Genomic DNA, 19,790 nt, shown 5'->3' on the forward strand with positions numbered 1-19,790 from the left:
AAGTTGCAGTCTGGTTTCCGAGTTGCCCAACCGAGCGCTTTCCATAGCCCATGCCGAGACACAATCCAGCGCTGCACCGCATCCACAAACCGCCCATGACAGCGCGCCGGCTGCGTTTTCTGATCGTCGGCGCGATTATCTTGCTGGCCTCGCTGGGCTGGGGCCTGGCGGTCGTCCTCAAGCCGGCGATCCAGCGCACCATCGTGATCACCACCGGCGCCGACAAAGGCATCTACGCCGGCTTCGCAGAACGCTACGCGCCGCTGCTGAAGCGCGAGGGCATCACCCTGGATATCCGCAGCTCTTCCGGTTCGGTGGAAAACTATCAGCGGCTGAAGGATCCCGACAGCGAATACGAAGTCGGCTTCATCCAGTCCGGCACCACCACGCCCTCGCCCGAAGACCAGCTGCAAACCATCGCCGCCGTGTCGTACGAGCCGATCTGGGTCTTCTATCGCGGCGACGTCGTCGTCAACCGGCTGGCGCAGCTGCGCGGCAAGCGGATTTCGATCGGCGTTCCCGGCAGCGGCCTGCTGACGGTTTCGCGGGTGCTGCTTGGTCACAGCGGCATCAGCGCCGACAACACCAGCCTGCAGGAAATGGATGCCTACAAGGCTTATCAAAGCCTGGAAAGCGGCCAGCTGGACGCTGCCTTCTTCATCGGCCGGCCGGATGCGCCTATGCAGCAGATGCTGCTCAACAGCGACCTCAAGCTGATGAGCTTTGCCCAGGCCGATGCGCTGGTGCTGAAATTTCCTTCGCTTTCCAAGATCATCTTCCCGCGCGCCTCGACCAGCGTCGTCAACGACCTGCCGCAAGCCGATGTCACCCTGCTGGCAGCGACCGCGCTGCTGGTTTCCAAGGACACGCTGCATCCGGCGCTGGCTTACCTGCTGCTGGAAGCGGCCAATGCCGCGCATGCGCGCGAAGACTATTTCACGCCGCGCGGCGTGTTCCCCAACCTCAACACCGATGATTTCCCCATCTCGGATGAGAGCACGCGCTACTTCAAATCCGGCCGCCCTTTCCTGCAGCGCTACCTGCCGTTCTGGCTGGCCAGTTTCATCGAGCGGCGTTTGCTGATCCTGCTGCCTTTCATGGCCTTGCTGTTCGGCCTGCTGCAGGCCTTGCCGCGCATGGTGGAAGCGCGCATGAAAAACCGGCTGGTGGTGTGGTATCGGGAGATCAAGTCGCTGGAAGATGAGATATGGCAGAACAGGCAGCCAAGTCCGGAACAGATTGCGCAGTGGCGCGAGGATATCGAAAACATCGATGCCAACGCCAGCCAGATCCGGATCCCGCAGCGTTATTTCCAGGATGTGTACACGCTCAAGCAGGCGATCCGCGTAGTGCGCGACAGGATTTCCCAGGCTGCCGGCAGTGCCCGCTTTTAGTTCCAGGTCTCATACGAACATTGAATTACATTTAATATTGCAACTGTGTTATCGGCGAAAACGCCCAAAAATACCGGGAATTGAAAGACCGGGATAAACCGTGTGCAAATGGCGATTCAGTCGCAGCGATATCGCGTCAGGACGATGTCAAAAAGATAATTTCCCGTATCGCAGCAGCAGCAGCAGCAGCAACAGCAGCCGCAAGCTTTCCGTCCTTTCCTGCCGGCTCATTCCATTTTCCAGACATACTGCATGCGGGTAGTCGACTGCACCGGCTGGCCATCCGCCATGGCAGGCGTGAAATGGCAAAGGCTCCAGGCTTTCAAGGTGGCGCGGTCCAGCTCTTTGAAGCCGCTGCTTTTTTCAATCGAAGCGTCGACCACGTTGCCGTCGGCGCCGATGATCAGCTTCACGTTCACCGTCCCCGTTTCTTCATTGCGCAGCGAAGTCCTGGGATATTCCGGCTTTTCACAATTGCCGGTCACGCGCGCGCTGGTATGCGCCGGTCCGGCGGGCGCGGCGGTTGCCGCCGCGGGAGACGGCTGGGCGACAGAAGTCGGCAGCTCGTTGGTCGGCGGCTTGACGCTGGTGACCGCGGCAATCACGTTTTCCTGAGGCTGCTGCGCCACCTTGACTTCAGGCGGCGGCACATACGGTGGCGGCGGTGCGGTGGATTTCGGCGGCGGCGGAGTCGGTTTGTCAGGCAGCGGCGGTGGCGGCGGAGGTTTGATTTCAGCGATGATCTTGGTGATCACCGGTTCCTGGATCACCTCCACCACTTTGCGGGCCAGACCTGTCACCAGTGCATATACGATCGCGATATGCATCAAGACCACGATGCTGAAACCGACCAGTTTCCTGGTCGGCCGCTTCTGCTCCAGCATGAAATCCATTGCCGGACTCCTGTCTGCTCGCCTGGCTTTTTGACGATTCCGGCACCGGCGGCAAGCCAGCCACCGATGTCCTGATTTGTTGCGGATCGTCTAATTTCATACTAGCAGCTTAGGCGCCACAGTAAAGGGTGCACTGCAATATCCGGGGCTTAATCGACCACAAACAGCTTGGCGCCGACCGCGGTAAACGACCTGTGCGGCTCGGCGCCATCCGCCACCTGGTAGCTCATTCCCGGCTTCAGCAGGAACTTGCGGCCGTCTTCCAGCTCCGTCTCCAGTTCTCCTTCCAGGCAGAACAGCACATGCCCCTTGCTGCACCAGTGGTCGGCCAGGTAGCCCGCCGTATATTCAACCATGCGCACCCGGATTTCGCCGAAATGGCGGGTGCGCCAGTAGGCGATCCCGCTTTCGCCCTTGTGTTCGGTCCGTTCAACGCTTGCCCAGTCGGTGGTTCCGAAAGGGATATCAGTCATCTTCATGGTTTTCCTGTTTTTTTGCACATATCGATGCAGCCGGAAGCAGGCAAACCCTGGCGTTCAGGGCCGCTCCACCATCCGCACGTCATTGGCGCCGACAGCGCAGCTGGAGGGCGATGCCGCCACGCTGCCGCGGTTACGCAAAAGCACCAGCTCGGCCAGCACCGACACCGCGATTTCCGCCGGCGAGCGGCTCCATATCTGCATGCCGATCGGCGCATGCAGCCGTGCTATCTGCTCGCTGCTCAGGTCCAGCGTCAGCAATCTTTCCTTGCGCGCTTCGGTGCTCGCCATCGAGCCGATCGCGCCGACGTAGAACGCATCCGTCTTCAATGCTTCCATCAGCGCCATGTCGTCGACTTTCGGATCATGGCTGAGGGTGACGATGACGGTGCGGCGGTCGGGCTTGAACGCCAGCACGACATCGTCCGGCATGCCTTCCAGCCAGGTGACGTCGTCGGCCTGCCAGTTGCGGCGCTGTTCTTCGCGCGGATCGTTCAGGTAGACCGAAAAATCCAGCGCCGGCGCCATTTGCGCCAGGTATTCCGAGACCTGGCCGGCGCCGATGATCAGCAGGCGCCAGCGCGGCCCGAAGACCTGCAGCAATTCTTCTTCATCGAAACGCAGCGCGAAATCGGCAGCGGTGGCTTCGACCGTGGCCACGCCGCTGCGCATGTCGAGGCGGCGCTGCACCAGCCGGCGGCCGCTGACGGCCTCCAGCAAAGGCGTCAGCGCGGCGGCCGAGCTGAGCGGTTCGATCACCAGCTCCAGCGTACCGCCGCAAGGCAAGCCGAAACGGCGCATCTGCTCGGCACTGATGCCATAGCGGACCAGTTCGATTTTTTCCGGGAAAGCCGCGGCGAAGCGCTGCATCAGGTCGTCTTCGATGCAGCCGCCGGAAACCGAGCCGGTAAAATCGCCGGCATCGGTAATCGCGAACAGCGAACCGAGCGGCCGCGGCGCCGAGCCCCAGTTGCGCACCACCGTCACCATGGCGACCCGCTTGCCCTGCTGCAGCCAGGCGGCGGCGCTCTTCAATACTTGATAGTCGACTGCATTCATGCTCGCTTGATTCCTCTTTCAATTCTCACCAGTGTAATGAAAAACAGGATCGACCGCTTGCACGGTGGATCCTGTCAGACTGCTGGCTGCAATGGCCGTAGGGTGGGCAGATTTTCTGCCCACGCTGGAACGGTGCTCTATTATTTGCCGCGCCATTCCGCGTGGGCACGGGTGCCCACCCTACCCGGTTAATGTGCAGCAGTGCTCAGCCTTAACGCCTTGATCTGATCTGCTGTGATGCTGGCCGGCTGGCCACCCCAGGTCGCGCGCAGGAAATTGGACAGCTGCGCCAGTTCCTTGTCGTTCAGCTGGCCGGCAAAACCCTGCATGTCCTGCAGGCTCTCGGTGCCAGGGAATTTCTGCGCTTCGATGCCGTCCAGCATGGCGACGATCAGGTTATGCGGATCGGCGTTGCGCACCGTCGAATTGCCTTTCATCGCCACCGCCACGTGCGGCTTGCCGTCGCCCTGGAAACCATGGCAGCCGGCGCACACCGCGGTGTACAGGCGCTTGCCGGCATCCAGTTCCATGGCGTCCGCGCTGATCGTCTTGAGCGGCGCCGCCGGCAATGGCTGGTCGCCCATCAGATAAGTCGTCACCGCGATGAGATCATCCTTGCTCAGGTATTGCGTGCTCAGATGCACCACCGGGAACATCTCGCCGTAAGCTGAACCCTGGGGCGCGATGCCGGTAGCGAAAAAGGTCTGCAAGTCCGCCGCGGTCCAGCCCACCGCCGCCAGGCCGGCCGGCGTGATGTTCGGCGCGGCGACACGGCCAAGCGCCGAACCGGCCAGCGATTTCGACAGATCCAGCTGGCCGAAGGCGCCGCGCGGCGTGTGGCACTCTGCGCAGTGTCCCAGGGCATTGCTCAGGTACTGGCCGCGCAGCCACATGGCCGACTTGCCGGCAGATGCATCGGCCAGCTGATCCTTGAGGAAAGGCACGTTCCAGAACATCATGCCGAAGCGCATGTTGTAGGGGAAACTGAGGTCCGGAGCGCGGGTTGGCACGGCCGCCGGCTTTTGCTGCATCAGGTAGGCATAGATCGCATCGCTGTCGGATCGCGTCAGCGAGCGGTAGGAGGTATAAGGCATGGCCGGATACAAGTGCTTGTCCGGCGTGACGCCATCGTGCAGCGCCTTGTAGAACTGGCCGGCGCTCCATTTGCCGATGCCGTGCTCCTTGTCGGGCGTGATGTTGGAACCGTAGAACTTGCCGAAAGGCGAAGCCAGCTCGACGCCGCCGGCGAACGGCGCGCCGGTGGCTGTGGTGTGGCAGGCGGCGCAATCGGCGGCCTTGGTCAGGTAGCGGCCAAGGGCGACCTGGTCGGCGCTGCCGGGTTTCAGCGCGTTCTGATCCGCAGCCTGGACGGAGGCCGCAGCCGAGCTGCCGCCGTCGCAGGCGGACAACAGGGTTGCCGCCAGCAGCGCCAGGCCGGCCAGGGCGATGCGAAGATATCGAGGCTTGGTCATCACTTGGCATCCTTCACCAGTCCCGGCGTGCCCAGCACCACTTCCTTGACCGCCTCGAAGTAGCGGACATAGCCGGTACAGCGGCAGATGTGGTCGTTCAAGCCTTCGGTGATGGTGTCATCCAGCTGGGCTTTCGTCACAGGCTGGCGCTTGAGCTTTTCCACCAGCACGGTGGCGGCATTGACGAAACCAGGGGTGCAATAGCCGCACTGGAAGCTGTAGTGTTCCAGGAATTTCTGCTGGATCGGCGACAGCGCCACCACTTCGCCCTGCTCGTTGCGCTGGGCGTGACCTTCCACGGTGCGCACTTTCTTGCCTTCGAAAAAATGGGCGCCGGTGATGCAGGAACGCACTTCTTCGCTAGTGCCGTCCGGCTTGTCGAGGATCACCACGCAAGCGCGGCACAGACCTTGGCCGCAGCCCAGGCGCGAGCCGGTCAGGTCCAGGTATTCATGCAGAAAATCGATCATCATGATGCCTTCCGGCACCGGCACCGGGCCGACCGGCTTGCCGTTGATATGCATGGTGATGGGGTGTATGGTCATGCTCATGCCAGAGCCTCCTGAATATTTTGTTGGGTTACCGGCAGATCGGTGAAACGGTGGCCGATGGCGTGGGCGATGCCGTTGACGATGGCGCCGACCACCGGGATCATCACCACTTCGGCGATGCCTTTAGGTGGATCGGTTTCGGTCAGCGGCGGCAGCACTTCGCTGGTCTGGCTCCACACCGCGACATCCTTGGCGCGCGGCAGCTGGTAGCGGTTGAAATTCCAGCTGCCGTTGCCGGGGCCGTCTTCGTACAGCGGCAGGTATTCATGCAAGGCATGGCCGATGCCCATCGCCAGGCCGCCCTGCAGCTGGCCGGAGACCAGCTGCGGCGAGATCTGGTTGCCGCATTCCATGATCGAATGATGGGTCAGCAGCTCGACCTTGCCGCTGGCTTCATGCACCGCCAGCTCGACCAGGGTGCCGACCGCGCTGTAGTAGGTCACGGCTGCGTTGTTGCGCTGGGTTGGCGGGATCAGGACCTTCTTGCGGTTCAGCACCTCGTAGCCGCCGTCGGTAGTCTGCTTGGCTTGCAGGGCCTTGCTGGCGCCTTCGCCGTAGCGTACCGAGAGGCCGTCCAGCGGCACCCGCACCAGATTGCCGAGAATGTCGAAATCGGCTTCGGTCCATTGCCAGCGATTGAAGACGTGCACCGTGGCGCCGGTCACCAGCCCCAGCTCATGGGCTTTCTTGACCAGCTGTTCGTAGGGCAGCGCCTGCAGGCCGGCGGCCGACAGCTTGCCGTCGACCCAGCGCGCATCTTCCACCCGCACCACCAGCGGCGCCGCCTGGCCGCCGCCTATGCCCTGGCTCCAGATCGCCATCGCCGCCGGCCACAGGCCGTGCATGAAGATGACGCGCGCCGCTTCGCGCGTGCTGTGGGTGAAATAGAAAGCCGAATTGGTGGCGCTGGCCGGCGAGGAATAACCCGGCGACCAGCGCGGATTGGCCGCCAGCTTGTCTTGCTCGGCCTGGCTCATGATATAAGGATCGCCGCTGGTGACCACCGGCAAGTCGCTCCAGTCGGTGATCGAGGTGCGCACTTCATGGGCCGGCTTGCCCAGCCATTTGGCGCAGGCGATCGCCTGCGAGGTCGACATGCCGGTGCCGATTTCAGCCGCGCTGTGCGACAGGTGGATCTGGCCGTCGGCGCTGATCTCGACCTTGGCGAAGGACGCCTCGGCGCCGGTGCCGAAATCCTTCTGCACGCAGGCGAAGCCGACGCCGTAGCGATAGCCCGGATGGCTGATTTCGTACTCCGCTTTCCTCTTGGCGCGGTTGACCCAGAGCGGATGCAGCTTGGCTTTTTGCAGCACTTCGTCGACCCGGATGGCGCCCGCCGGAATCGCACCCTGGGTGTTCTTCATGCCGGAACGCAGCGCATTCTTGAGGCGGAAATCGATGGCGTCGAGACCCAGCTTTTCCGCCATCTCGTCGATCATCATTTCAGTCGCCGCCATGCTTTGCAAGGTGCCGTAGCCGCGCGCCGAACCGGCGTCGATTGCACGGGTAGCAATCGCGACCGCCGCCAGGTCGTTTTTCGGGAAGTAGTAGATCGACTGCGCTGCCGTAGCGCCCACCATCGCCACCGATGGCGAGAAATTGGCGCGGCCGCCACCGTTGGCTTCGAATTCGCCCTTGAACGATTGCAGCAAGCCGCTCTTGCGATCGACCGCGATGCGGTAGTGCATCTTGAAGGCGTGGCGCTTGATCGAAGTCTGGAACTGCTCGTAGCGGTCGTTGGCCAGGCGCACCGGCTTGCCGTCCGCATACAGCGAAGTCACCAGGCCGTAGAACGGAAAATTGTAGTGATCCTTGGAGCCGTAGCCGACCGTATAGCAAGGATGCAGGAACAGCTTCTTCAAAGGGAATTTTCCCTTCTTCATCATCTCGATGGCGCTGTCGACCACTTCCGCCGGCGATTGCGTCGGCACTACCATGTGCAGGGCCTGGTTGGCAGCGTCGTACCAGCAGTTGGCGTTGTCCGGCTCCAGCGCCGCGGTATCCACCGACTGCGTGTTGTAGTTGCGTTCCATGACCAGCCAGTCGGCCGGCGGGTGGTCCAGCTGTTCCTGGATCTGGGCGGCGTAGAACATGCCCTGCTCGCCCAGCTTGCCGTGCTCCTGGCCGTCCGGCCAGACCGGCTGGTGCTTGCGCATCATGCTCGGGAATACCGGCGCATTCTTCAGGCTGGAGAAGACATCGTCGTCGAACGAGGTCGCGCCGCCCACCCGCACGAAGCGGAAACTGCCCCAGGGATCGCGCTCCAGCGGGCCGGTCGCCGGACCGTACTGGATGACTTCATCCTTGAATTGCAGCTTGTCTTTGGCGAAACGGAAACGGGCGAAATCGTTATAGATCAGGATCGCCACGGCGTGTCCCAGATAGGCCGGTGTCTTGCCGGCCGGCAGCAGCATGTCTTCGCCGTAAAACGCCGGGAAGGCCACGCCGTCGCGCGCCAGGTCGGCGGCGGTGACCACGCGGTCCGGCTTCAATTCTTCGCCGAGCATGCTCAGGTCGAAGCCCAGGAAGCTGCGGTCGGCCTTGGTGGCGCGCAGGATGAAGGCATGGGCTTGCTGGTTCGGCCAGTGCGGCATGTCGCGCGCGCGCACATCGCGGGCAAACACTTTGGCGCCGGTGACCTTGGCAATGCCATCGATACGGAACTTGACTTGACCGTTGCCGCTGTCCCACTGGATGGGCGTCAGGATTTTTTCTTCAAACAGGGCGGCGAATGCCTTGCCGCCCATGGGCGCTACGTAAACCGAGACTCCGGCGATGACGCTGGCCTTCAAAAAACTGCGACGCGAAAGGTCGAGTTTTGTCATGTATTTCTCCTCAAAAACCAGGGAACAGCCTCAGCGCCGCAGCCGTTTCAGCTGCCGGCGATGGTTGCGCATGTTCGTAAGATCCAGCGAAAGCCCCTGCCGGGCATTCATCTGGGGGTCGGCATTTTATTACATTGGAGAATGGACAACATCATCACTATGACATGATGAGAATAGGTGATTTGAAGGCAATCGCAACCGCTTTTGTATTGAATTGATTTGAAGCATACTCTTGACGGGCGAGATTGCCGGAACTGGAAAAACCGCAGCGGCGCCAATTAACAAGAAGTCAACAAGGCAAATTGCCAAATGGCGAGAAGCTCAGCGAGCACCAGGAATTTCACCGGCTAAAATCACAGGCGCTCGGTCTCGCCGCTCTTGGGCTGCCACTTCATCAAGCGCTTTTCGATCATCCCCACCACCGTATCGAGCACCAGCGCAAAAGCTGTCAGCACCAGGATGCCGGCAAACACCGTGTTGATGTCGAACGCCCCCTCCGCCTGCAGGATCAGGTAGCCGACCCCGCGCGCCGAGCCCAGGTATTCGCCGACGATGACGCCGACAAACGCCAGCCCGACCGAGGTATGCAGGCTGGAAAACACCCATGACGTGGCCGACGGCAGGTAGACCGTGCGCAGCAGCTGGCGCTGGCTGGCGCCCAGCATGCGGGCGTTGGCCAGCACGACCGGGCTGACTTCGCGCACGCCCTGGTAGACGTTGAAGAACACGATGAAAAACACCAAGGTCACCGCCAGCGCTACCTTGGACCAGATGCCGAGGCCGAACCACATGGCGAAGATGGGCGCCAGGATCACGCGCGGCATGGCGTTGGAGGCCTTGATGTAGGGATCGAGGATGGCCGACGTCAGCGGCGACAAGGCCAGCCACAAACCGACGCCGAGGCCGAACACCGTGCCGATGCCGAACGCCAGCATGGTCTCGGTCAGGGTCACCAGCAGGTGCGAATAGATTTCCGCCGGAAAACTCAGGGTGAACCAGGTATGGTCGCCGAAGCCGACTTCCAGGCTGCCGCTGCCGACCGTGAACCATTGCCAGACCCGCTGCAGCACCTTGAGCGGCTCGCCAAAGAAAAACGCGGTCTGCGGATTGCGCGTCGCCAGGTGCCAGACGCCGAAGAACAGCAGCAGCACCAGCGCTTGATATACCCGCAGGTTTTTGTAATTCGGCTTGATGGCTTTCCACATGATCCTGTTTTCCTTATTGGCAGCAGCTTAAAATCGCAAGCACCTTCATTCCAGGCGGCCGCAAGCTCAGCTGATTTTCTTTTGCTGCTGGTAACCCTTCAGCACCTCGTCGCGCAGCACGCTCCAGATTTGCTGATGCAGTTCGACGAAGCGCGGTTCGCTGCGGATTTCAGCGACGTCGCGCGGGCGCGGCAGGTCGATCACGAATTCGCCGATCGGATGGGTGGCCGGCCCGGCCGACAGCACCACCACCCGGTCCGACATGGCGATCGCTTCGTCCAGGTCGTGGGTGATGAACAGCACCGCCTTGCGCTTGGCGCTCCACAGCTCCAGCACTTCGTTTTCCATCAGTTGCCGGGTCTGGATATCGAGCGCCGAAAACGGCTCGTCCATCAGGATGATGTCGGGATCCAGGATCAAGGTCTGCGCCAGCGCCACCCGCTTGCGCATGCCGCCCGACAGCTGATGCGGGTAGCGGTCGCCGAAGCCTTGCAGGCCGACCCGCGCCAGCCATTCCTCGCCCAGCTGGCGGGCCCTGGCTTCATCGGTCGCGCGGTATTGCAGGCCGGCGATGACGTTTTGCAGCGCGCTGCGCCAGGGCATCAGCGCTTCCGCCTGGAACATATAGCCGGCGCGGCGGTTGATGCCGGCCAGCGGCTCGCCGAACACCTTGACGCTGCCGGTGGAAGGCTGCAGCAAGCCGGCGCCGACATTCAGCAAGGTCGACTTGCCGCAGCCGGTCGGTCCCACCACGGAAACGAATTCCCCCGGCGCAATCGACAGGCTGGTGTCGGCCACCGCGGTATAGCGCTGCGAACGATCGTCCTTGGAGACGAAAGTGCAGCTGATGTTGTCCAGGAAAAGAGCGGGAGTTGAAGCGGAAGTCATAGGCAATACGGCCGGGGCCGAAGCAGATTTCAACGGAAGCCGTCCACAACCAGCCGCCGCGCCGCCAGCAGGCGGGCGGCGCATTGACGATTACTTGTACTTGGCGTCGGCCTTCTTGACAAACTCATTGGTGTAAGTCTGCGACAGGTCGATATTCTTGCCGGCCAGTTCAGGATCGAAGGCTTCCAGCGTATGCAAGGCTACCTTCGGCCCTTCTTCCGGGATCATGCCGTCCGGCGACAGCGCTTCGCGCATCTTGTTGAAGGCGTCGAGATACAAGTCGCGATCGCCCAGCTGGTAACTTTCCGGCACGACCTTGGCGACATCTTCCGGCGTGGCCTTCTGCAGCCACTTGAGCGCGCGCACCATGGCGTTGGTCAGTGCTTGCGTGGTGTTGGGATATTTCTTGATGAAATCGGCGGAAGCATACAGGGTGGCTGCCGGCATCGGGCCGCCGAACACCGCATTGGTGTCTTTCAGGGTGCGGGTGTCGGAGATGATCCTGATCTCGTTATTTTTCTGCATCATGGTGATCAGTGGATCGAGATTGACGATCACGTCGATGGAGCCGGAACGCAGCGCCGACAAGGCGCCGGCCGAAGCGCCGACGCCGATGTAGGAAACGTCAGTCGGCTTGAGCCCGCCCTTGGCCAGCACGAAATTGGACATCATGCTGGTCGAGGAGCCCGGCGCCGTGACGCCTATCTTCTTGCCCTTGAGGTCGGCGATGGTCTTGTAGTTGGGCATGGTCTTGTTGGACACGCCCATGACGATCTGCGGCGCCCGGCCCTGCAGCACGAAGGCGGTGATGCGCTGGTTCTTGGCTTGCATGCTGATGGTGTGCTCGAATGCGCCGGAAACCACGTCGGCGCTGCCGCCGATCAGCGCCTGCAAGGCCTTGGCGCCGCCGGCGAAATCGGAAATCTGCACATCCAGGCCTTCATCCTTGAAATAGCCGAGCTGCTCGGCGATCGTCAAAGGCAGATAATAGAACAGGTTCTTGCCGCCGACCGCGATCGATACCTTGGTCTTCTCCGGCGTCTGCGCAAACAGATTGCTGTTGAATGTCAGATAACCGGCCAGGAACAAACAAAGAGCAATTGCGAACTGCTTCCAGCTTAATTTCATGTTGTCTCCTCATGATTCTTTTTGGGATTTTGAAGATTTTGAAGTTACATGCTTGGCGATATCTTTCGCTCTACTGATGCAAAACACTTATGCAAAATAACAGAATTCTCGCGGGCCGGCACGATCTGTCTATCCATCTCTGGAAAAAATTTTCCGAAAAACGAAAAACCCACGAAAAAAACAGAAATCGATATGAGCTGATTTGCGCTTCTTTCATGGGTTTCGTGTTCTTCACGGACCGGATGGCTAAGTCGCTCGCCGGTCCAGCATGGCGCGAGCGATGGTGCCGGCATCCACATATTCCAGCTCGCCGCCAACCGGCACGCCGCGCGCCAGGCGGCTCACCTGCAAGCCGCGCGCTTTCATGGTTTCGCTGATGTAGTGGGCGGTGGCTTCGCCTTCGTTGGTGAAATTGGTCGCCAGAACGACTTCCTTCACAACGCCGTCGGTAGCGCGGCCCACCAGTTTTTCCAGCTGGATATCCTTGGGACCGATGCCGTCCAGCGGCGACAGCCGTCCCATCAGGACGAAATACAGACCCTTGAAAGTCAGGGTCTGTTCGATCATCAGCTGGTCGGTCGGCGTTTCGACCACGCACAGCAAGGTCGGGTCGCGCTCGGGATCGAGGCAGGTTTCGCAAACCTCGTTCTCGGTAAAGGTATTGCAGAGCGCGCAATGGCGGATCTGGTCGACCGCCTGGGTCAGCGCCCGCCCCAGCAGGGCGGCGCCGTCGCGGTCATGCTGCAGCAAGTGATACGCCATGCGCTGCGCCGATTTCGGACCGACGCCGGGCAGATGGCGCAAGGCTTCGGTGAGCAAGGTAAGACTGGAAGGTACTTTCACGCAGCGCTCAATGACGGGATGATCAGAATGGCAGCTTGAAACCGGCTGGCATGCCGGCGGTCAGGCCCGACATTTTTTCGGCCGACAGCGCTTCTGCCTTGCGTACTGCGTCGTTGAACGCGGCAGCCACCAGGTCTTCCAGCATGTCCTTGTCGTCCGCCAGCAGCGAAGCGTCGATCGCCACGCGCTTGACCGCGTTCTTGCAAGTCATCACGACTTTCACCAGGCCTGCGCCCGACTCGCCTTCGACTTCGATCAAGGCCAGTTGGTCTTGCATCTTTTTCATGTTGTCCTGCATTGCCTGGGCTTGTTTCATCAGCCCTGCCAGTTGGCCCTTCATCATGATACTTCTCCTGTTAAAAAATTAAATTCGCAAAACAAGGAGCGGACACTATGCCCGCCTACTTCGCTTCGCCTATCGGCTTGATTGATCCTGGTACGATCGATGCGCCGAATTCACGCATCATGCTCTGGATGAAAGGATCGTTCTGTGCGGTCTGTTCCGCCAGCCGCTGCCGTTCCGCCTGCGCCGCCATCGCCTGCGCATTGGCGGTATGGCGTACATTGCCAAGTTCGGTTTCCACTTTCACCGTGCGGCCGAAGTGTTCACTGAGCGCGGCCGCCAATTTATCAACGCTGCCGGCGGAACGCAAGGTGTCGAGCGGGATCCGCAAATGGATCAGCGCCGCGGGGCCGCTGCTGTCGCACTTGATCAGCTCGCTCTGCTGCGCCAGCTGGTGCGCTACGCCGCGCACCGCCAGGCCGGCGGCCAGCACCGGCCAGTTGCCATCCCAGTTGAGGTTGGCGTCGGGCTGCAGCACCAGCGGCGGCAAAGGCTCGGCCGGAATCTGAGGCTGCGGCGCCACGGCTTCGGGACGCGGCGCTTGGCGCGCATTGCCCGCGCCATTGGCAGTCGGGCGCGGTGGCGCTAGCGAATACGATTCAGTTTTTTTTTCAGCCGCCGAGCTGGAAAACTCGGTATCCGGCAAATCCATAGGCAGCGGGATCTCTTCTTCCCACGGCGGCACCGACGAATTTTGCGGTTCGTAGACTGGCGCCGCAGGCCGCGGCTTGACTGCCGCCGGCGGAGCAGCCGCGGCCGGCATGGGCTCAGCAGCAGCAACCGGCTGGGCCGGCGCCGGGCGCGCAGCACTACCGCCCTTGCGCGAAGAAGCAGCGGCGCGGGCCGCCTCCAGTGCGGCTCTGGCCGGACTCATGCCGCTGGTGTCGGGGCGGGTCACGGGCGCGCTGGTGCTGAGCGTTTGCGGCGCGCTGCTCAAGCGTGCCGCGGCGGGAGCGGCTGCCTGGGCAGCCGGCGCCGGCCGCGCAACAGCCGCCGCTGGCGCTGCCGGAGCGACATTAGCCTGCGGCCGCGGACGGCTGCTAGCCGGCGGCGTCACCGTGCTGCCGTCGGCTAGCGGACGGAAGGCCAGCATGCGCAGCAAGGTCATCGAAAAGCCGGCGTATTCATCCGGCGCCAGGCCCAGTTCATTGCGGCCGTGGACGGCGATCTGGTAAAACAGCTGTACTTCTTCGGCATCGAACAAGCCGGCCAGGCGGATGATTTCTTCCCGTTCCGGCAAATCGTCGGCTAGCGCGGCCGGCACGCTTTGCGCCAGCGCGATACGATGCAGCAAGGTGCCCAGATCCTGCAGCGCGGCACTGTAGGACAGGCTGCGGCTGGCCATGTCGTCGGCCACCGCCAGCAGGCCGGGGCCGTCCTTTTGCGCCAGCGCATCCAGCACGCGGATCAGGTAAGACTGGTCCAGTGCGCCGAGCATGCCCTGCACCGCTTCCAGCGTCACCTTGCCGGCGGCATAGGCGATCGCCTGGTCGGTCAGCGACAGCGCATCGCGCATCGAACCGTGCGCGCCCTGCGCCAGCAAGCGCAAGGCCGGGGTTTCGAATTCGATCTTTTCCTGGCCGAGGATATTGTCCAGGTGGCTGATGATATGGCCGGGCGGCATCTGCTTCAGGTTGAACTGCAGGCAGCGCGACAGCACCGTCACCGGGATCTTCTGCGGATCGGTAGTGGCCAGGATGAACTTGACATGTTCCGGCGGCTCTTCCAGCGTCTTCAGCATCGAGTTGAAGGCGTGGTTGGTCAGCATGTGCACTTCGTCGATCATGTAGACCTTGAAGCGGGCATTGGACGGCGCGTACACAGCCTGTTCCAGCAATTGCGCCATCTCATCGACGCCGCGGTTGGAGGCGGCGTCCATCTCGATATAATCGACGAAACGGCCGGCATCGATCGCCACGCAGGCGTCGCACACGCCGCAAGGTTCCGCGGTAATGCCGCCGTTGCCGTCGGCGCCGATGCAATTGAGCGATTTCGCCAGGATGCGCGACAGGGTCGTCTTGCCGACGCCGCGCGTGCCGGTGAACAGATAGGCATGGTGCAGACGCTGTTGCTCCAAGGCGTGCGTCAAGGCCCTAACGACGTGTTCCTGGCCGACCAGCGTATCGAAGCTTCTGGGGCGATATTTACGGGCGAGGACTTGATAGGACATAGAGGCGAATAGGGTCTGCATGTTGTGAAATACAACCGACATTTTACCTGACAGACGAAGCGAGCACGCTTTTTAAACTCGGCGGCTTGCCGGTAGCGGCCGGCAGCCTCGAATCCGGTCGGCCAGGGAATGGCCGCGGGACTGAAAGCGGGCTCTAAATAATTGCAATAAAGCAGCTACCCGAAGGCTGCCGCAAGGGGTAAAGTCAGGAGATCCACTCTAATACTGAAGCATATCAGGAGACCAGGCATGCAAGGACAGACCCACGAAGTGACGAACCAGGTTGCTGAGCTGTATGGCAATAATCTCTACCTCGACGACACCATCCTGCAAAGCGGCGTCCAGCGCCTGCATGGGCAATGGCATGCCGATGCGCTGGCGCGCTACGGCGCCGAGCTCGGCAGCAAGGAAAGCTGGCAGCTGGCCGAACTGGCCAACCGCCACCAGCCTGAACTGAATACCTTCGACCGCACCGGCAACCGCATCGATTCCGTCGAATTCCATCCGGCCTGGCATGCCTTGCTGGGCATGCTGCGGCGCGAGGGGTTGCACGCGCTGCCCTGGATCAAGCCGCAAAGCGGCAGCCGCGTGGCGCGCGCGGCCGGCTATTTCCTCCATGCCCAGCTTGAAGCCGGCTCGCTCTGCCCCACCACCATGACCTTCGCTTCGATCCCGGTGCTGCAGCAGGAGCCGGCGCTGTATGCCGCCCTGCAGGCAAAATTATTGTCATGTGAGCATGACAGCCGCGATCTCGCCCTGGAGCACAAGCACTCGATCCTGATCGGCATGGGCATGACGGAAAAGCAAGGCGGCTCCGATGTGCGCAGCAACACCACCGCGGCGCTGCCGCTGGAAGGCGGCTCCGGACGCGGCGCCGGCTACCTGCTGACCGGCCATAAATGGTTTTTCTCGGCGCCGATGTGCGATGCCCACATGGTGCTGGCGCGCACCGAGATGGGCCTGAGCTGCTTTTTCGTGCCGCGCTGGCGGCCTGACGGCAGCAAGAATCCGGTGCAGATCCAGCGCCTGAAAGACAAGCTCGGCAACCGCTCCAACTCCAGCAGCGAAGTCGAGTTCAGGGAAGCGTTCGGCATCATGGTCGGCGACGAAGGGCGCGGCATCCCGACCATCATCGAAATGGCCAACCACACCCGGCTCGATTGCGTCATCGGCTCGGCCGGCCTGATGCGCCAGGCGCTGGTGCAGGCGTTGCACCACGCGCGCAACAGGAGCGCGTTCGGCCGCGAACTGGCGGAGCAGCCGCTGATGCAGAACGTCTTGTCCGACCTGGCCCTGGAAAGCGAAGCGGCGACCTTGCTGATGCTGCAGCTGGCCAGCGCCTTCGAGCATCCCGACGATCCCCTGCAGCGGGCCTGGCGCCGCATCGTCACGCCCGCCGCCAAATTCTGGATCTGCAAGCGCGCGCTGGAATTCACCGGCGAATGCATGGAAATCTGGGGCGGCAACGGCTATGTCGAGACCGGACCGATGGCGCGCTTCTACCGCGAAGCGCCGGTCAACTCGATCTGGGAAGGGTCCGGCAATGTGATGTGCCTGGACGTATTGCGCGCCATCGAACGCGAGCCGGCCGGCTTCGGCCTGCTGCTGGCGCAACTGGGCGAAAGCGCCAGTCAGCATCCGGGCCTGCGCAGCATGCTGGACGACCTGACGAAGGACCTGGCGACGCCGCCGGATCAACGCGAAATGCTGGGACGGCGCTTCGTCCAGCGGCTGGTGCTGACGGTACAAGGCGCATTGATGCTGCAGCACGCGCCGGCCGTGATCGCCGAAGCCTTCATCGCCAGCCGCAGCGAAGCCATGGGCGGCCGCGTCTACGGCACCCTGGCGGCGCCGCATCTGCAGAAAACAATCTTGCAGCGAACCTGGGCCAGCTAGTCGGCGAATCAACAGGTAGGATGGGCGGGCTTTTTTGCCCGCGCGGATGCGCGGTGGTCACGCGTGGGCAAAAAAACCTGCCCACCCTACCGAAAACAATGCGCTTGCCGCGCTGAATCTAAAAAAAACCGGCGATACCCCTTATGGATATCGCCGGCTTGTGTGCAGCCCGTCGGCAGGCAGCGTCAGTGGCCGCTGAACAGCTTCAGGATATTCTGCTTCTCTTCCTCTTGCGGCGTCGCCGGCGGCGCGCCGGGCGCTGGCGGCGCGGTCGGCGGCAGGGGCACGCCATCCGGGCCGATTTCAAGCGGCGCCGCTCCGGCGCCTAATCCAAGCGAGGCGATAAAGCCGTTGCCCGGCGTGAAATTATCGAAGTAGAACTCGTTGTTGATGGTGGTGATCCCGGCCGGCATGGGCATCTGGGTTTGCGGCACGCCGCGCAGCGCGCGGCCCATGTACTCGGTCCAGATCGGCAAGGCCAGCTGGGCGCCGAACTCGCGGCTGCCCAGGCTCTTCGGCTGGTCGTAGCCCATCCACGCCACCGCCACCAGGGTGTTCTGGTAGCCGGCGAACCAGCCGTCGAAAGCATCGTTGGTGGTGCCGGTCTTGCCGGCCAGGTCGGTACGGTGCAGCACATTGGTGCCGGCGCCGGTGCCGCGCTGCGCCACCGATTGCAGCAGGCTGGTCATGATGTAGCTGTTGCGCGCATCCAGCACCCGCGTCGCGTTCTCGCCGGCGACCTGCGGCTCGACCTTGGACAGCACGTTGCCGCGCGAGTCGGTCACTTGCGCGATCAGATAGGGATTGACGCGATAGCCGCCATTGGCCAGCACCGCATAGGCGCCCACCAGCTGCAGCGGCGTGACCTGGCCGGCGCCCAACGCCAGCGGCAGGTAGGGCGGCGTCTTGTCGACATCGAAACCGAAATGGCTGGTGACGAAATCCTGCGCATACTTGACGCCGATCGCATCCAGCAGGCGGATCGATATCAGGTTCTTCGAGCGCTGCAGGCCGGTGCGCAGCGGCATCGGGCCGTCAGGCTGGTCGTCGTCCTTCGGTTCCCAGGCATCCTGGCCGGGACCGCCCGGAAAAGACACAGGCGCATCGTTGATGATGGATGCCGGGCCGAAACCCTTTTCCAGCGCCGCCGAATAGATGAACGGCTTGAAGGTCGAGCCCGGCTGGCGCCAGGCTTGCGTCACGTGGTTGAACTTGTTCTGGTTGAAGTCGAAGCCGCCCACCAGCGAACGGATCGCGCCGTTCTGCGGCGTCAGCGACACCATGGTCGCCTCCACCTGCGGCAGCTGGGTGATCTGCCAGCCCTTGGCGGTATTGATGACGCGGATCACCGAACCCTTCTGGATCTTCAGGTTCTTGCCGGCCTTGGCGCTCAAGGCGGAAGCGGCAAGCCGCAAGCCTTCGCCGCTGATGGTGACGGTGCTGTCGTTGCGCAGCATGACCTGCACCTGCTTGGGATCGGCGCTCAGCACCACGGCCGGCAGGATATCGTCATTGTCGGGCTTGTCCTGCAAGGCGTCTTCGATCGCCTGGTCGCGCTCGTCGCCGGCCGCCGGCAGTTCGATGGTCGCTTCCGGACCGCGGTAGCCATGGCGGCGGTCGTAGTCCATCACGCCCTTGCGCACCGCATCGTAGGCCGCGGCCTGGTCCGCCGAATTGAGCGTGGTGATCACCGTCAGGCCGCGCGTATACGTCTCTTCCTTGTATTGCGCGAACAGCATCTGGCGCACCATTTCAATCGCGTACTCGGCGTGCACGTTGTAGTTGTTGCCCTTGGTCTTGACCTGGATGTCTTCCGCCGCCGCCTGGTCGAACTGTTCCTGGGTGATGAACTTGAGATCCAGCATGCGCTTGAGGATGTATTGCTGGCGCACATGCGCGCGCTTCGGATTGACCACCGGATTGTAGGCCGACGGCGCTTTCGGCAAGCCGGCCAGCATCGCTGCCTGCGCCAGGGTGATGTCCTTCAGGTCCTTGCCGAAATAGGTGCGCGCAGCCGCGGCGAAACCGAAGGAACGCTGGCCCAGGTAGATCTGGTTCATGTAGACCTCCAGGATCTGGTCCTTGCTCAGCGCCGACTCAATCTTGTAGGCCAGCAGGATTTCATAGATCTTGCGCGAATAGGTTTTTTCGCTGGACAGGAAGACGTTGCGCGCGACCTGCATGGTGATGGTGCTGGCGCCCTGCGAGGCGCCGCCATGCATGATGTCGGTCAGGCCGGCGCGCAGGATGCCGATGACGTCGATGCCGCCATGCTGGTAGAAACGCGCATCTTCAATCGCCAGCACGGCATTCTTCATGTCGGCCGGAATATCGTCCAGCTTGACCAGGCTGCGCCGTTCTTCGCCGAATTCGCCGATCAGGACATGGTCGGCGGTGTAGATGCGCAGCGGTACTTTAGGCTGGTAGTCGGTGATGGCGCCCAGGTCCGGCAGCTGCGGCGTCATGACCACCAGCGCATACGTCAGCAACAGCCCGACGATGACAGCGCCCGCCAGGAACAGGCCGCCCACCGTCAGCAGCAATGCGTGGGCTACGCTGCCCTTGCCGTTTTTCCTGGCGTTGCCGGAGCGTGAGTTGTTTGTATCTTGCTTGGTTCTGTTTGTTGATGACATAGCAATATTCG

General features: G+C 62.3%; 15 protein-coding genes. 2 read left to right on the forward strand and 13 right to left on the reverse strand.

The window, feature by feature from the left end:
• Window positions 1-50 precede the first annotated feature (50 nt).
• Window positions 51-1,394: a TAXI family TRAP transporter solute-binding subunit gene (locus AC07V8_RS19320; RefSeq protein WP_494721486.1), complete on the forward strand. Its 1,344-nt coding sequence runs from the start codon at window positions 51-53 to the stop codon at window positions 1,392-1,394.
• Between the two features lie 227 nt (window positions 1,395-1,621).
• Here AC07V8_RS19320 and AC07V8_RS19325 read toward each other — a convergent pair whose 3' ends face one another.
• From AC07V8_RS19325 to AC07V8_RS19380, 12 genes are all read right to left on the reverse strand, one after another.
• Entirely contained in the window at window positions 1,622-2,287 is a 666-nt protein-coding gene (locus AC07V8_RS19325; protein WP_494679335.1) for an energy transducer TonB, read from the reverse strand.
• A gap of 149 nt (window positions 2,288-2,436) precedes the next feature.
• Window positions 2,437-2,766, reverse strand: coding sequence for a DHCW motif cupin fold protein (locus tag AC07V8_RS19330; protein WP_494679336.1), 330 nt, complete (start codon window positions 2,764-2,766; stop codon window positions 2,437-2,439).
• 57 nt (window positions 2,767-2,823) lie between these two features.
• On the reverse strand, window positions 2,824-3,825 hold the full coding sequence (locus AC07V8_RS19335) for an XdhC family protein (protein ID WP_494679337.1): 1,002 nt from the start codon (window positions 3,823-3,825) through the stop codon (window positions 2,824-2,826).
• Between the two features lie 188 nt (window positions 3,826-4,013).
• The gene (locus AC07V8_RS19340; RefSeq protein ID WP_494679338.1) at window positions 4,014-5,297 is read right to left on the reverse strand and encodes a c-type cytochrome; all 1,284 of its coding nucleotides are present in this window, start codon (window positions 5,295-5,297) and stop codon (window positions 4,014-4,016) included.
• The gene (locus AC07V8_RS19345; protein WP_494679339.1) at window positions 5,297-5,848 is read right to left on the reverse strand and encodes a (2Fe-2S)-binding protein; all 552 of its coding nucleotides are present in this window, start codon (window positions 5,846-5,848) and stop codon (window positions 5,297-5,299) included. Before AC07V8_RS19345 ends, AC07V8_RS19340 begins: the two co-directional genes overlap by 1 nt.
• Window positions 5,845-8,673 (reverse strand): xanthine dehydrogenase family protein molybdopterin-binding subunit, encoded by a 2,829-nt coding sequence (locus AC07V8_RS19350; protein ID WP_494679340.1) that lies wholly within the window; start codon window positions 8,671-8,673, stop codon window positions 5,845-5,847. The genes AC07V8_RS19345 and AC07V8_RS19350 overlap by 4 nt, the downstream gene beginning before the upstream one ends.
• A gap of 353 nt (window positions 8,674-9,026) precedes the next feature.
• Entirely contained in the window at window positions 9,027-9,878 is an 852-nt protein-coding gene (locus AC07V8_RS19355; RefSeq protein ID WP_494679341.1) for an ABC transporter permease, read from the reverse strand.
• A gap of 66 nt (window positions 9,879-9,944) precedes the next feature.
• Window positions 9,945-10,766 carry an ABC transporter ATP-binding protein gene (locus AC07V8_RS19360; RefSeq protein WP_494679342.1) on the reverse strand — a complete coding sequence of 274 codons (822 nt, stop codon included), beginning with the start codon at window positions 10,764-10,766 and terminating at the stop codon, window positions 9,945-9,947.
• A gap of 90 nt (window positions 10,767-10,856) precedes the next feature.
• Complete coding sequence (locus tag AC07V8_RS19365) at window positions 10,857-11,894, reverse strand: ABC transporter substrate-binding protein (RefSeq protein WP_098496350.1); 1,038 nt, start codon at window positions 11,892-11,894, stop codon at window positions 10,857-10,859.
• 246 nt (window positions 11,895-12,140) lie between these two features.
• Complete coding sequence (gene recR, locus AC07V8_RS19370; RefSeq protein ID WP_098496349.1) at window positions 12,141-12,737, reverse strand: recombination mediator RecR; 597 nt, start codon at window positions 12,735-12,737, stop codon at window positions 12,141-12,143.
• Between the two features lie 22 nt (window positions 12,738-12,759).
• A complete protein-coding gene (locus AC07V8_RS19375; RefSeq protein WP_014006791.1) occupies window positions 12,760-13,080 on the reverse strand; it encodes a YbaB/EbfC family nucleoid-associated protein in 321 nt (106 codons plus the stop codon).
• 58 nt (window positions 13,081-13,138) lie between these two features.
• On the reverse strand, window positions 13,139-15,250 hold the full coding sequence (locus AC07V8_RS19380; protein WP_494679343.1) for a DNA polymerase III subunit gamma/tau: 2,112 nt from the start codon (window positions 15,248-15,250) through the stop codon (window positions 13,139-13,141).
• 249 nt (window positions 15,251-15,499) lie between these two features.
• Here AC07V8_RS19380 and AC07V8_RS19385 point away from each other — a divergent pair, with 249 nt between their 5' ends.
• On the forward strand, window positions 15,500-17,146 hold the full coding sequence (locus tag AC07V8_RS19385) for an isovaleryl-CoA dehydrogenase (RefSeq protein WP_494679344.1): 1,647 nt from the start codon (window positions 15,500-15,502) through the stop codon (window positions 17,144-17,146).
• 185 nt (window positions 17,147-17,331) lie between these two features.
• On the opposite strand, the gene AC07V8_RS19390 is transcribed toward AC07V8_RS19385, so the two are convergent.
• Complete coding sequence (locus AC07V8_RS19390) at window positions 17,332-19,779, reverse strand: penicillin-binding protein 1A (protein WP_494679345.1); 2,448 nt, start codon at window positions 19,777-19,779, stop codon at window positions 17,332-17,334.
• Between the last annotated feature and the right edge of the window lie 11 nt (window positions 19,780-19,790).

This window comes from Collimonas sp. GW821-FHT02H07 (assembly GCF_059421505.1).

Bases quoted from the DNA above. Each gene is read 5' to 3' on its own strand.
- AC07V8_RS19325 (WP_494679335.1), bottom strand. From the start codon at position 2,287: ATGGATTTCATGCTGGAGCAGAAGCGGCCGACCAGGAAACTGGTCGGT.
- AC07V8_RS19360 (WP_494679342.1), bottom strand. From the start codon at position 10,766: ATGACTTCCGCTTCAACTCCCGCTCTTTTCCTGGACAACATCAGCTGC.
- AC07V8_RS19350 (WP_494679340.1), bottom strand. From the start codon at position 8,673: ATGACAAAACTCGACCTTTCGCGTCGCAGTTTTTTGAAGGCCAGCGTC.
- AC07V8_RS19380 (WP_494679343.1), bottom strand. From the start codon at position 15,250: ATGTCCTATCAAGTCCTCGCCCGTAAATATCGCCCCAGAAGCTTCGAT.
- AC07V8_RS19390 (WP_494679345.1), bottom strand. From the start codon at position 19,779: ATGTCATCAACAAACAGAACCAAGCAAGATACAAACAACTCACGCTCC.
- AC07V8_RS19375 (WP_014006791.1), bottom strand. From the start codon at position 13,080: ATGATGAAGGGCCAACTGGCAGGGCTGATGAAACAAGCCCAGGCAATG.
- AC07V8_RS19340 (WP_494679338.1), bottom strand. From the start codon at position 5,297: ATGACCAAGCCTCGATATCTTCGCATCGCCCTGGCCGGCCTGGCGCTG.
- AC07V8_RS19365 (WP_098496350.1), bottom strand. From the start codon at position 11,894: ATGAAATTAAGCTGGAAGCAGTTCGCAATTGCTCTTTGTTTGTTCCTG.
- AC07V8_RS19335 (WP_494679337.1), bottom strand. From the start codon at position 3,825: ATGAATGCAGTCGACTATCAAGTATTGAAGAGCGCCGCCGCCTGGCTG.
- AC07V8_RS19385 (WP_494679344.1), top strand. From the start codon at position 15,500: ATGCAAGGACAGACCCACGAAGTGACGAACCAGGTTGCTGAGCTGTAT.
- AC07V8_RS19355 (WP_494679341.1), bottom strand. From the start codon at position 9,878: ATGTGGAAAGCCATCAAGCCGAATTACAAAAACCTGCGGGTATATCAA.
- AC07V8_RS19345 (WP_494679339.1), bottom strand. From the start codon at position 5,848: ATGAGCATGACCATACACCCCATCACCATGCATATCAACGGCAAGCCG.
- AC07V8_RS19330 (WP_494679336.1), bottom strand. From the start codon at position 2,766: ATGAAGATGACTGATATCCCTTTCGGAACCACCGACTGGGCAAGCGTT.
- AC07V8_RS19320 (WP_494721486.1), top strand. From the start codon at position 51: ATGCCGAGACACAATCCAGCGCTGCACCGCATCCACAAACCGCCCATG.